The sequence below is a fragment of the Spirosoma knui genome (genome assembly GCF_054780635.1).
The window spans coordinates 912,422-925,801 of sequence record NZ_BAAGVY010000002.1; the positions used below are offsets into that span (position 1 = coordinate 912,422).

11 protein-coding genes are annotated in these 13,380 nt (G+C 54.7%); 7 read left to right on the forward strand and 4 right to left on the reverse strand.

Features of this window, described 5'->3' with window-relative positions; all coding sequences use genetic code 11:
• The first annotated feature begins 71 nt into the window (after window positions 1-71).
• The 4 genes from ACYVIY_RS08555 to ACYVIY_RS08570 all read left to right on the forward strand — a co-directional run bounded on the left by ACYVIY_RS08555 (window position 72) and on the right by ACYVIY_RS08570 (window position 7,975).
• Window positions 72-4,292, forward strand: a complete 4,221-nt coding sequence (locus ACYVIY_RS08555) for a putative Ig domain-containing protein (RefSeq protein WP_460975887.1) — start codon at window positions 72-74, stop codon at window positions 4,290-4,292.
• 222 nt (window positions 4,293-4,514) lie between these two features.
• Window positions 4,515-5,105: a DinB family protein gene (locus tag ACYVIY_RS08560; protein WP_460975888.1), complete on the forward strand. Its 591-nt coding sequence runs from the start codon at window positions 4,515-4,517 to the stop codon at window positions 5,103-5,105.
• A complete protein-coding gene (locus tag ACYVIY_RS08565; protein WP_460975889.1) occupies window positions 5,105-7,426 on the forward strand; it encodes a glycoside hydrolase family 65 protein in 2,322 nt (773 codons plus the stop codon). Before ACYVIY_RS08560 ends, ACYVIY_RS08565 begins: the two co-directional genes overlap by 1 nt.
• A 33-nt stretch (window positions 7,427-7,459) precedes the next feature.
• Window positions 7,460-7,975, forward strand: a complete 516-nt coding sequence (locus ACYVIY_RS08570; RefSeq protein WP_460975890.1) for a GNAT family N-acetyltransferase — start codon at window positions 7,460-7,462, stop codon at window positions 7,973-7,975.
• 65 nt (window positions 7,976-8,040) lie between these two features.
• On the opposite strand, the gene ACYVIY_RS08575 is transcribed toward ACYVIY_RS08570, so the two are convergent.
• Entirely contained in the window at window positions 8,041-8,727 is a 687-nt protein-coding gene (locus ACYVIY_RS08575) for a hypothetical protein (protein WP_460975891.1), read from the reverse strand.
• 155 nt (window positions 8,728-8,882) lie between these two features.
• On the opposite strand from ACYVIY_RS08575, the gene ACYVIY_RS08580 reads away from it, so the two are divergent.
• The gene (locus ACYVIY_RS08580; RefSeq protein WP_460975892.1) at window positions 8,883-9,575 is read left to right on the forward strand and encodes a class I SAM-dependent methyltransferase; all 693 of its coding nucleotides are present in this window, start codon (window positions 8,883-8,885) and stop codon (window positions 9,573-9,575) included.
• On the opposite strand, the gene ACYVIY_RS08585 is transcribed toward ACYVIY_RS08580, so the two are convergent.
• From ACYVIY_RS08585 to ACYVIY_RS08595, 3 genes are read right to left on the reverse strand one after another with little or no spacing between them, the layout of a single operon-like run.
• Window positions 9,544-10,284: a hypothetical protein gene (locus ACYVIY_RS08585; RefSeq protein WP_460975893.1), complete on the reverse strand. Its 741-nt coding sequence runs from the start codon at window positions 10,282-10,284 to the stop codon at window positions 9,544-9,546. The two genes, ACYVIY_RS08580 and ACYVIY_RS08585, sit on opposite strands and share 32 nt — an antisense overlap.
• A gap of 27 nt (window positions 10,285-10,311) precedes the next feature.
• On the reverse strand, window positions 10,312-11,373 hold the full coding sequence (locus ACYVIY_RS08590; RefSeq protein WP_460975894.1) for an AMP-binding protein: 1,062 nt from the start codon (window positions 11,371-11,373) through the stop codon (window positions 10,312-10,314).
• Window positions 11,374-11,380: 7 nt separating this feature from the next.
• The gene (locus ACYVIY_RS08595; protein WP_460975895.1) at window positions 11,381-11,848 is read right to left on the reverse strand and encodes a QcrA and Rieske domain-containing protein; all 468 of its coding nucleotides are present in this window, start codon (window positions 11,846-11,848) and stop codon (window positions 11,381-11,383) included.
• Window positions 11,849-11,965: 117 nt separating this feature from the next.
• Here ACYVIY_RS08595 and ACYVIY_RS08600 point away from each other — a divergent pair, with 117 nt between their 5' ends.
• Entirely contained in the window at window positions 11,966-12,424 is a 459-nt protein-coding gene (locus tag ACYVIY_RS08600) for a DUF2452 domain-containing protein (RefSeq protein ID WP_460975896.1), read from the forward strand.
• Window positions 12,425-12,520: 96 nt separating this feature from the next.
• A complete protein-coding gene (menB, locus tag ACYVIY_RS08605; protein WP_460975897.1) occupies window positions 12,521-13,345 on the forward strand; it encodes a 1,4-dihydroxy-2-naphthoyl-CoA synthase in 825 nt (274 codons plus the stop codon).
• The last annotated feature ends 35 nt before the right edge of the window (window positions 13,346-13,380 follow it).

Consider the following 13,380-nt stretch of genomic DNA (forward strand, 5'->3'; position numbering starts at 1 on the left):
GGGGTCAGTATACCAAGTAAGTAGCTTTACAGGACGTTTAACTTCTTAACACTCAATCCAATTCTATTCGCATGAAACACCTGTGTACCCTTCTCTTCTTGCTGACTGGTTTTGTAAGCGGCTCGGCTCAACAGATTGACCGACTTCTTGAGCGACAAGAACGCCGGAATGTGCCCCCCACCAAACCGGCTACCAACCAACTCAGGGCGGTTGCACCGGCTAAGGTTACTATTATGCGGCCTCTTCCCAGTGGCCGACTAGCTGCGGCTACCTCAGTAACGTTTGTCTTTACCGAAACGATTGAAACCTGGATTGTACCGGCTGGGGTGACCTCGCTGACCATTGAAGCCAGGGGAGCCGAGGGAGGGAACGGAGGTTCCGCTTTTGGACCAGGCAGGGGGGCCATTATCACCGGTACCGTGTCTGTCACCCCCGGGCAGTCGCTGAGTATTCTCGTAGGAGGAACACCTGTCACGGGTGATAATAATGGGGGTGGCGGTACGTTTGTCATCGCTGCCGGGAATACGCCTTTACTCATTGCTGGTGGGGGTGGAGGGAGTGGGGAAATAAATGATCCTGAGCAAAAGCACGGTCAGGCTGGGCCGAGGGGTGGAAGGGGCGCTAGTGGGGGTGCTGGAGGAGTAGATGGACAAGGAGGGAAATCTGGAAGCGGTATTGGAGCTGGTGGCGGCTTGTACACAAACGGAGGGGGAAGTGGCACTACGGGGGGTAGGGCGTTTGTCAACGGTGGAGTGGGAGGAGTGAATGGTGCTGGTGGTTTTGGTGGGGGCGGTTATGGAAGTGGCATGGCGGATGCTGGGGGCGGGGGCGGCTACTCTGGAGGGGGAGCTGATCATGGTGTAGGTGGTGGCGGTGGGTCATTTAATTCGGGCACAAATCCCAGTAGCTTAACCGGGGTCGCTGGCCAAATAGGCAATGGGCTGGTTGTCATCTCCTATGAGCTAGCTCAACCAATCCGTTACGTCAAGCCCAATGGTACGGGTGACGGCTCCAGCTGGGCTAATGCTTCAGGTGACTTGCAGGCCATGATCAACGAGGCTGGGGTGGAGCAGGTCTGGGTGGCAACAGGACGCTACCAGCCCGCCCTCAACACCAGCTTTGCCATGAAAGAGGGCGTGGCCATCTACGGGGGCTTTCGGGGCACAGAAGAGGTGCGCGAGGATCGGCCTTCGGTCAATCCAGTTAGTGGTGGACCCTCAAGTAGTACGCTGGCAGGCAATGGCCGTAGTGTCATCGCTAGCACCGGAGGGCAGACCAACAGTGCCCAGTTGAACGGCTTTATCATCACCGGGGGCAACACTGACTTTGGCGGGGGAATCTCTATTTCTAATAGTAGCCCCACAGTAATTAACTGCCTCTTGCAGGCTAATACGGCTAATTATGGTGGTGGCATGAGCGTCAGAAATAACAGCAGCCCTAATATAAGTAACTGTATCCTAAAGGGCAATACGGCCATCTTGGGCGGGGGCCTATTCAATATAACCAATAGTAATCTCAGTCTAACGAACTGTGTCCTGCAGGATAATTCAGCTAACCGTTCTGGTGGGGCCGTCTTCGCTGAAGCCAGCCGCTCTACTATTACCAACTGCACGCTAAGTCAGAACCGAGCCACTGGCATCGGGGCGGCTCTATTCAACCAAGGAAACGGTCAGGCTATCTTTACTAACACCATCCTGTGGGATAATCAGGAAGCCAGCAATCAGGCCATTGGCATTGCTAGTGGCAGCGTAACAGCCAACTATTGCGTGATTGGCGAGGGCGAAACTACCTTTTCGGGCACAGGAAACATCGTGGCTACCCGTTCGCCGTTCGTTTCCGATACCGACCTGCGGCTTATTGACTGCTCGCAGGCCATCAACGCCGGTAACCCGGCCAGCACCTCTGCGACCAGCGGAGCCACCGACCTGGCCGGTCAGCCCCGCTTCTACCCCACGGGTGGCCGCATCGATATCGGTGCTTATGAGTACCAGGCCAGCCCTACAGTCACCACTGTAACTATTCCTTCGGCCAACACCGCTACGGTGGGCGTAAGCTTTAGCCAATCTTTCTCAGCCAGCGGTGGGCAGGGCACTTACAGCTATAGCGTAGTCAGCGGCAGCCTGCCAGAAGGGCTCTCGCTATCACAAGGTGGGCTATTGAGTGGCGTCCCTACCCAGACGGGCAGTTACTCGATCATTGTGCAAGCCCAGGCTGAGCAGGGCTGCACGGGTTTGAGTAGCCCTTACCGTCTGACGGTCAGCAATCCCACTCCAACGATCACCGACTTTGGCGCGAGTCCTAGCCCGGTTTGCGCGGGTAGTCCCGTCACGTTCACCGCCACAGTTGGCAACTACTCAGGCGGCTACAGCTATACCCTGACTAATGGAGAGAGCGCACCCCTGTCAGGTAGCTCAACCAGTGGCGCTTTCAGTCAGAGTCTGACAGCCAGCGGCTCCGCCAGCCAGAGCTATACGCTGCTAGTCAGCAGTCAGGGTACACAGGCAACGGCGACCACTGGCCTGAGCGTCAATCCCACCCTCAGCGTGAGCCTCAATAACAACGGCCAGCTGAGCTGTGAGCGGACCTCGGTTCGACTAGCTGTGCCCTCTGTTGGCAACAACGCTACCTATGTCTTCAGCGGCCCCTTCCCCGTCAGTCAGCCCACCGGTACCAGCAGCCGAACGGCCACCGTCAGCCAGCCCGGGGAGTACACCGTCTTAGTCACCAACGCCCAGGGCTGCACCGCTACCGCGACCACGCTGGTAGAGGCCAACACCGATCCGCCCCGCAACCTGAGCCTAACGGTGAGCAACATCATCACCTGCGCTCAGCCAACGGCGGTGCTGGATGCTTCGGCTAACAACAATCCCGGCTTTGTCATCACCGGGCCGGGTGGTCAGAGCTATTCGGCCAACACGGCCACCGTCAGCCAGCCCGGTGAGTACACTTTGACGGCCACCCGCAACAACGGTTGTAGTGCTACCAGGACAGTCACCGTAGAGACCAACACCACCGCTCCTGAGAATGTGAGCTTAACCAATAATGGTCCGTTGAGCTGTTCTCAAACCAGTGTCAATCTGAGCGCATCCAGCTCCACGACTGGAGTGGCGTATGGCATCACCGGACCAGAGGGCTATAGCGCCAGTGGGGGTATGACGAGTGTCAACCGCCCCGGCACGTATACGCTGACGGCAACCGGCACCAATGGCTGTACGGCCGTCCAAACTACTACGGTAGAAAGTAACACCACCGCTCCTGAGAATGTGAGCTTAGTCAATACCGGCCCTTTGACCTGTGCGAAGACGTCGGTTCAACTCAACGCATCCAGCACGACGAGCGGTGCGCTGAGCTACAGTTTCACGGGAGCCAACCCCATCACTCAGGATGGAAGCGCTCAGGCTACGGTGAGCAATGGAGGCAGCTACACCGTCACCGTAACAGGGGCGAACGGCTGCTCAACGATGGCCACCACGGAGGTGGGCATCAGCCTGGCTGGGCCTACCGTAAGCCTGACTAACAACGGTCCCGTGTCGTTTACCAACACCAGTGTAACGCTCACCGCTACAGAAGGAGCAGGCTACAGCTATAACTTTAGTTCAAACGCTGCCCAGCAGGGCAGTAGCAACAAGGCGAGTGTCACCACGGCGGGGGTGTACTCGGTGACCGTAACCCGCCAGGACAACGGTTGTTCAACTATAGCATCCACGACGGTAACGGGTGGCAACAACCCCACCGTGTGCCGGGGAGGAACGGCGGTGATCAACGTAATAGTTGAGGGTGATCCAGTAAAGTACGAGTGGTACAAGAATAGTCTGACTAGCCCCAAGATCATGGAAACGCCCCAACTCTTCCGGGGTACGGCTACGTCGAGCTTGACGTTGATCAATGCCCAGACCAACACCCAGGGCAACTTCTTTCTCAAGGTCACCGACCGTTCAGGTCAGGTGAAGGTGTACGGACCCTACCGGCTAACAGTAGACGCCAGTTGCCGGGCCCGAGAAGTAGCTCAGCTAGAGACACCCTTACACGTGGAGCTAGCACCCAACCCTATCCAGCAGGATCGTCTTCGTGCTATAGTACGCGGTGCGGAGGGACGTTCCTTGCAAGTAGACCTGATTGATCTAAGTGGTAAGCCGATACGTCAGCAGCGCTGGACTCAGGCCGAGCCTCAGCAACGTTTCGACTGGGATATGCAGGGGCAAGCCAGTGGGCTGTATCTGTTGCAGGTGGTCAGCGAAGCCGGTGCAGGTCTACCGGCTCAGCGGCAAAGCGTGAAGGTGATCAAACCCTAGCGCATTTTACGGACAAACACAAAACAAGCCCGGCGTTACTAGCACCGGGCTTGTTTTGTATTCAAGCCACAGCAGGTATGGCTTCGAGCCGAGGCTTTATTGAATCGATCATCATGGTCATCAGGAATGTATCTACAAAAAGGCTAAATTCGTCACGAGTTGCTTTTTCTTATACTGGTATTAGTTAATCAGTATAGCAAAAAGGGACATAGTCTATTTGATATGCAAAAACTTGAAACCGCCCGCGAACTGCAAGGTCGCCTTACGGCCATCCTGGATACGGTAGCGAAGGAGTTTCAGCCGTTGTCTGACAAGCAGCTTCGGTGGAAACCCGCGCCCGATCGATGGAGTGTGCTGGAATGCCTGCAGCACCTAAACCTGGCCGAACGGTTTTATATTCGAAATATTCAGCACAAAGTGGATCGGCTCGGCCTTCAGCAAACGAATCCGATCGATCAGCCGCTGGAAAGCGATTGGATCGGGAAAATTATGCGCTACGCAGTCGATCCGCAGGTGAAATTTAAAGTGCCCGCTCCCGGTATGATTCGTCCCCGTCGGGCCGGGGAGTTGAAACCGGCAGACGTGATCCCGCAGTTTGTTGAGTTGCAGACGTTGCTGCATCAATTACTCGACAAAGCGACGTACCTCGACTGGAATAAAGAGAAGGTAACGAGCCTGTTCGGCAACTGGTTGACCTTGCGGCTGGGTGACGTAATGCAGATGCTAGTGTCTCATACAGAGAGGCATATTAACCAGGCCATGCGCGTAAAGCAGGAAATGGGTAATTTTGTTGATACGACTAACAACCTGTGATGAAAAATTACATAACGCAAGACCCCTGGCGTATCGTCGAGGAGGGTTTCTACCGTGACTACAATGAAATAACCGAAAGTGTGATGTCGCTGGGTAACGGTCGTCTGGGCCAGCGGGGCAACTTCGAAGAAAAATTTACCGGCAAAACGCTGCAGGGTAACTACGTAGCGGGCGTCTATTACCCCGACAAAACCCGCGTGGGCTGGTGGAAGAACGGCTATCCTGAGTACTTCGCCAAAGTCCTGAATGCCGCCAACTGGATCGGTATCGACATCGAGATCGAGTACGAAACGCTGGATCTGAACACCTGCGAAGTGCGCGATTTCCGGCGCGAACTCAACATGCGGGAAGGCTACCTGGAACGGTCGTTCGTGGCGGTTCTCAAAAGCGGGAAAGAACTACAGGTCAATGCAAAGCGGTTCTGTTCCATTGTCGACGACGAGGCTGGCGTGATTCGCTATGCCGTGAAGCCCCTTAATTTCGACGCCAAAATTACGGTAACTCCGTACATTGATGGAGCCATTCGTAACCGGGACGCCAACTACGACGAAACGTTCTGGGACGAGGTGCGTAAAGAGACGGCCTACGGCGAAGCTTACATCGAACTCCGTACCCGCAAAACCGGCTTTCATGTCGCCACTGGCATGTGCGTAGAGATTGAGCAGGATGGAGTGAAAATTGATTACCAGTCGCAGCCGATCAAGTACGAGAAGTACGTAGCGAACCGCATAACCCTCGACTGCGAGCGGGGGCAGGAAACCGTCATCTATAAATACGTCGTCAACCTGTCGTCGATGAACTACGAGACGGATACGCTTATTGCAGAAGCACATAACTCGATCCAGCGGATTACCCGCAAGGGATTCGAGAAGATGCTGTTCGAACAGAAGCAGGCCTGGGCGGATAAGTGGAAGATGAACGATATTGTGATCGACGGGGATATTGCCGCTCAGCAGGGCATTCGCTTCAATATCTTCCAGCTGAACCAAACCTATACCGGCGAAGACGAACGGCTCAATATTGGTCCGAAAGGCTTTACCGGTGAGAAATACGGCGGGTCGACGTATTGGGATACCGAAGCGTACTGCCTGCCGTTCTACTTGTCGACGGCCGACCAGAAAGTAGCCAAAAATCTACTCGTTTACCGCTATAAGCAACTTGGTAAAGCTATTGAGAATGCTCAGAAATTAGGTTTCCGAGCCGGTGCTGCGCTTTATCCGATGGTGACCATGAACGGCGAGGAGTGCCATAACGAGTGGGAAATCACCTTCGAAGAAATTCACCGGAACGGGGCTATTGCCTACGCCATTTATGACTACGTTCGCTATACCGGCGACGAGCAGTACCTGGTCGAGTATGGACTGGAAGTGCTCATCGCCATTAGCCGATTCTGGAGCCAACGCGTGAACTGGTCGGCGGCTAAGCAGCAGTACGTCATGCTCGGCGTAACCGGCCCGAACGAGTACGAGAACAACGTCAACAACAACTGGTACACGAATTACATTGCCGCCTGGACGTTACGCTACACGATCGAAGCTGTCGGTAAGGTGAAGGCCCTGGATGCTCCCAAATACGCTGAGTTGGCCGCTCGAATCCACTTTAATGAAGAGGCTGAAATCCCGAAAGCGCAGGACATCGTTGAGAAAATTCATTTACCTTACGACAAGGAGAAAAAAGTTTTTCTGCAACAGGAAGGATTTCTGGATAAAGAGCTGATGCCCGCAGCCGATATTCCGAAAGGCCAGCGTCCGATTAATCAGAACTGGTCGTGGGACCGGATTCTGCGCTCATGCTTCATTAAGCAGGCCGACGTGTTGCAGGGGCTTTACTTCTTTGAAGATGAGTTCGACACCGACACGCTCCGGCGCAACTTCGAGTTCTACGAGCCCATGACGGTGCACGAATCGTCGCTATCGCCCTGCGTGCACTCCATTCAGGCGTCGAAACTGGGGATGAAAGAGAAAGCGTATGAGATGTACCTGCGCACGGCCCGGCTCGACCTCGACGATTACAACAACGATACCGAAGATGGCTGCCACATTACGTCTATGGCGGGTACCTGGCTGGCCGTTGTGAAAGGATTTGGCGGGCTGCGCATCGAAAACGAGCAACTGGTTCTTGCGCCCTATTGCCCCCAGAACTGGAAGGCCTTTGCCTTCAAGATTCGGTTCCGGGGGGCCTTGCTGGAAGTCACGACAACCCAGCAAGACGTAACGGTACGCAATTTTTCCCCGCAGGCGATTACCATCAACGTACACGGCGAAACGGTAACGGTTGCCGCTGAGAGTGAACAACTGGTGGACATGCCCGTAGAAGTGTAAGTTTTACCCGAAGACGCTTGGCCTGATACGCGTATGGATACGATCGTTTACCGGACAGCAACCACGGCTGATACCGAACAGATTGCGGGGCTGCATGCTCGTTCGTGGCAGGAAACCTACCGGGGAATTATGCCGGATGCGTTTCTGGATAACGCCGTTGAACAGGAACGGCGGCAGGTCTGGCAGGGGCGATTTGATGAGCAAGCTCCCAACCGGCAGATCATCGTGGCGGAAGCTGATGGACAAGTAAGTGGCTTTGCCTGCGTATTTCTGGGGGAGGATGGGACGTATGGCGCTTTGCTGGATAATCTGCACGTAGCCGGGGAATTCAAAGGAAGGGGTGTTGGTCGTAACCTGATCAAACGCGCGGCCGAATGGGTTCACGGTCAGGATGCCGCTTCGCCGTTTTACCTGTGGGTGTACGAGAAAAATGGCCCCGCCCGGCAGTTTTACGACAAGCTGGGCGCAATTAATCAGGAAGCCGTTGAAGGCGAGAACGGCGTGGTGCTACGCTACGTATGGCCCGATATAAGCCGGTTGCTGGCGTAAGTTGCTGACGGGTGGCCCTGCCACCTGTCAGCAACTCAATATCTATCAGAGCCGCTATGGCGCAGTTAGTAAACCATGGGAACCTGTTCCTTCTTGTTCAGAATAACATTGATTGTCACCGTAATGGATGGATACCAGCCCTGACGGAAGCTTGTCGCTACGTTTCGTTTATAACCCCAGCTCTGGTTATCATTGGTCCAATATTCGTCTGACCAATACTGAACGTTATTCGTGATCTGCCGAGTCGAAAACAGCTTAAACAAATGCTGCATCCCAGCCGCTCCGGTTAAGGTTACCCGCTTGGCAATTGTTATTTTGCCACCTAAGAGAAATTCCGGAGCCAGCGAAAAGCCAGCCGCCCGTAACGAGTCTGCTGGAATGCCATACTTGGGAATCGACTGGAGTTGTAAGGCTGAATAATCGACTACCGCCCGGACGGAGCCAAAAAATAAGATGCCCTCATAGCCATCGATCAAATCAAAATAGCGTCGGTAGCCAATAGCCAACCGGGTAGCCGAAAAATGATCGGTTCGGGGTGGGTCAAAAACGGAAAAGCTACGTTGGCTGCTGTTGTGGCTGAGGGAAGCTGTAAGACTTTGCCAGGAGCCCAGGTATCGTTCATACTGGATCGCTTGATTTTTAGGATAGAAAAAGCCAACCGGAGAAAGACCCAGTTCGTGGCGCTGACCAGAAGCAGATATTGTACCCAACATCAATAGGCCAACGATAGTACTGTAAAGCGGTTTAGTCATAACAAAGAGCAGAAAAATGGTTAAGACGACTAGAAAGCTCTGTAACTCGCTCCTGACAAGACAAGTTACCTAGTGGTGAATCAGGTTTTCCACCCAAATAAACGGAATGATGGGCATACTTCCCGACGAAATTGCCGTATTCGCTTGTATATAGTATGGAGTATAAACATCCTGCCGGGGGAAACTTTGATTGGATTGCACCGGTATACGATGCATTGGCGTTTGTCGTGTTTGGCCGGAGGCTACAGCGGGCGCAAACCGTTTACCTGAACGACATACCGTCGGGTTTATCTGTGCTGATTGTTGGTGGGGGGAGCGGTTGGCTGCTGGAACAACTCCTCGTTCGTTGCAAGCCGGAGCGGGTTGTTTATCTAGAATTATCGGGGCAGATGGTCGCCCGCGCCAGCCGACGGATGCTCCGAAAGGCGCTGCCCGGCACCGTTGACTTTCGGGTAGGCGACGAAACGGCGTTACGTCCTGATGAGCGGTTCGATCTGATCCTGACGCCGTTCCTGCTGGATTTGTTTGAAGAATCCACGTTGCAGACACAGCTAATTCCTCGATTACAAGAGAGCCTGGCCCCATCCGGACGTTGGGTGGTGACGGACTTTGTGCAGCCCCCAGCCTGGTGGCAAAAAGTCTTGCTGTGGAGTATGATTCGCTTCTTTCGCCTAACCGCAGGTATCGAAACCCGGAAACTGGCTAACTGGCAAAACTGCCTTCAAGCAGCTGGCCTGGTAAATCTGAAACGTCAGTCGCAGGTAGGGGATATGGTGTCGGCCGAAATCTGGGCGTACCCCGAAGCACAAAGTGAGCTTATAGCGTCTGTAATGCCTTCGTCAGGCTAGGTAGTCCGCCAATGTTATACCACTCGTCGGTACCTAAATTCAGCCAATGGCCATCCTGCTTCGGGCGTTTGAGCTGAGCCTCGTCCGGATCGTACTCATGGGCGTATACCTCAGCCATCAACCGCTGCAAAGCCGACCAGGGAAGTGTTTTGCGCTGCTCCCGGCGATTTTGCGTCGTCACGACCGTCACGCTACGTTCGGTGAATGAAGCCGTCAGGTGAACATCAGCATCCCCTTTCTGGCTATTTAGATTCAGATAAGACAGCTCGAAGGGGCGTTCTTTGCCCATTGATTCATAAACGGCCTGCATCAGTTCCTGCATCAGATACTGCCAGTCGTCGGGTTTGGTAGGGCGGCCCTGCTGCCTGGTTCCGGCACTTGGTTCCATCGTAATCTCCCAGAAGTCATCATCCTCGTCCAGCGTGTCTTCATCGAGAGGTTGCAGGCGGGTTTGGGTTGCCTGAGTAGCCAGCGTTTGGAGCCAGGCTTTGGGCAACCGTCCCGACCAGCTAAAATCATCGTCCCGTGTGTACCCTTCAGCAATCAATTCGTCGTCGTCGATATCGTCCCGGTCGGGATACGTAACGGACAGATCAATCTGTACGCTGTCCGACGAGCCGGATTTAGCCGTCAGCGTATAAAAATAAGCGTAGGGCGCTGGCAGCGACCGGGCGGTTTGGTAACGTATCTGAAGAGTCTTGAAAGCCATGCAATGGTGTTTAACGCGCGGGCAAAGTTAGCGGATTTGGGCAATCGTAGCCGTTTGGTCAATCTTCCCCGTAGCGGTCTCGGCAAAGGCGGGAATCGCAATCTGTTCTTTAGGTACGGAATAAGCGCCCAGTCTGGATCGGACAAGCTCACTGGCCTGTTCCCGAATTTCGTCCTGAACAGGGGTTCCTTCCGTGACGACCACCAGGCGCTGGCCGAACCGCTCATCAGGCAAGCCGACGACAAATAAGCGCGGGGCCAGCCCATGCTGAGCCAGTACGTCCTGGATGATGCGTTCTATGGGTTCGGGCTGGATTTTTACTCCGCCACTGTTAATTACCCGATCGGCCCGGCCAATTAATCGAAAATGGATCGGATCAAGTAAGTCAGCCACATCATTCGTCTGAACCCGCTCGAACTTCGTCGCGGCCGACGTAATGTGTAAGCAGCCCCGTTCGTCGAGGCCGAGTTCAACGCCAGGCAAGGCCGTAAAAACAGCAGTAGCCTCAGCGCCATTGAGTCGACGCAGGGCAATGTGCGACACCGTTTCGGTCATGCCGTAGGTGGCGTAAACCGGCGACTGAATCACCTGGAGAGCCTGCTCCAACGCCGGACTCGTTGCGGCTCCACCCACCAGGATCGCTTTCATGCGGTTCAGGATCGCTACCTTGTCGGGGGTATTGTCCAGGATCGTTTGCAGTTGCAGCGGCACCAGCGCCGTAAACGCAAAGGACGTAGCGGCCGGGTCGAGATCCACCAGCGGATTACTTACCGGCTCAATAATCGTCATGGGCAGGCCCAGTTCAAGCCCCCGTACCAACATCATCACCCCCGCTACGTAACGGACGTTGAGGCACACCAGCGACGGGTCGCCAGCCTGCAGGTTCAGCGTTTGTCCCGTCAGCCGGGCACTCGCCTGCATCTGCGCCCGGCTCAGCCGAATGGGTTTGGGCGTGCCCGTTGAGCCGGACGTATGCAGCGTAAACTCCGGTTGACCCCGCTGCCAATCCCGACAAAAGCGGAGCGCTTCGGCCTCGTAGGGCGTCTGAGCGGCTGGCCATCCATCCGGATGAGCGGGATCAATACGCATAGACGCGCTAATTGAAAACCCGTATTGTCCGCGTACCGGAGTCGTAGGAAGTCTTGTACTGCGTTAAGGGTTCAACCGCCGGACCCGTAATGACCTTGCCCGTTGTATCGAACCGCGACAGATGGAGCGGACAATAGAACTGGTTGTCGTTGGGCTTGAACGTAAGCTGAGTGCCCTGGTGCGTACAGTCGGCAGACACGGCTACATAATTTCCGTCTTTCGTTTGGGCAACGATCACATTATTGACAATGACGTAGCCGCCCTTAACGATCAGGTTCTCGTTCGACTTATCGTCGAGCCGCAGCATAAAATCAATTTTCTGGTTGGGGTCGGGCGTTATATTGCCGTCTCCCTGCGCTCCGCAGCCTGCTGCACAGCGAGTTATCAGGATGGCACCCAGGCTGATGCCAACGAGCCGAAAAAACTCCTGACGGGGCATTGTCGGCTGATCTACTTTCGGAAGAATGGTTTCCATGACGGTTTCTAGTACTTTTGCGGGCAAGCATCGGCTTTCCGATGTAAATATGCGTTATTTTTTGTCATTCAACGACAACGAACAAAGGCGTTCGTCGGGGTGTTACCCAACTACATTATGGAAGAAGCGAAAGTAGTTATTAATCCGATTTCGCCGGATAAAGTTGCAGAAGCGCCGGGTTTGCTGGCCTATGCACACACGGCGGGTGGTGCCGTCATTCGTCCCGAAGACAAAGGGAAGATTACCGGCCGGGCGGTCTCGGCCATGCGCGAGCAAACCGACTTACAGCTCAGCCAGCTCTACAAGCAGATGCAGCTCCTTGCCGATCAGGCCACGGCTATCCGGCACCGGGTTGAAGTGTCGGAGCGGATCTACGCGGCCCAGATGAACTTCGAACCCGTGGTAGGCCATACGTACTACTTTTACACGCGTAAAAATGGATCGGACGTTCTTTCAATGATTGGTCCGAACGAATGGGGACGCAAATTTCCGTTCGAGCGCTGCTTGGCCACCGTTCGTATGATGGCCGACCACACCTGGGATGTGCAGTATCATGATGTTTCATATAATGAGTAGCCAGAAGTGAGGAGTCAGGAGTGAGAATGCTCCGCAAGCACGAGACGGTTAGTTGTCTCACTCCTGACTCCTCACTTCTGGCTACGATCACAAACTATGCAAAGCAACTACCCCTGGGAAACCATTAAGGAGTACCAGGAAATTTTATTCAGCTATTACGAGGGCATTGCCAAAATCAGCATCAACCGCCCTCATAAACGAAATGCCTTTACCCCGCTGACAGTGAAAGAAATGTCGGAAGCCATGGAACTGGCCCGGCAGGACGAGCGCGTGGGGGTTATTATTCTGACGGGAGAAGGGGGTGAGGCCTTCTGCTCGGGTGGCGACCAGTCGATTCGGGGGCATGGCGGATACGTCGGCGAGGATAAAGTGCCGCGTCTGAACGTACTGGATTTGCAAATGCAGATCCGGCGCATCCCGAAGCCGGTGGTAGCCATGGTAGCGGGCTATGCCATTGGGGGCGGACACGTCTTGCACGTAGTTTGCGACCTGACGATTGCCGCCGACAATGCCCGTTTCGGGCAGACCGGCCCGAAAGTAGGTTCGTTTGATGGCGGTTTCGGCGCTTCGTACCTGGCCCGCATTGTTGGTCAAAAGAAAGCCCGCGAAATCTGGTTCCTTTGCGATCAGTATGACGCGCAGGAAGCACTGGATATGGGCCTGGTGAACAAAGTGGTTCCGCTCGATCAACTGGAAGAGACCACCCTGGCCTGGTGCCGTAAGATGCTGGAGAAAAGCCCGATTGCCCTGCGTATGCTCAAGGCCTCGTTCAACGCCGAGCTCGACGGGCAGGCCGGAATTCAGCAGCTGGCGGGCGACGCTACGTTGCTGTACTACTTATCGGAAGAAGCTAAAGAAGGGAAAGACGCCTTTCTGGAAAAGCGGAAGCCTGATTTCAGCAAGTTTCCGAAGTTTCCGTAACGGGGTTCAGCCTCTGTACGGATTTACTAATTGTT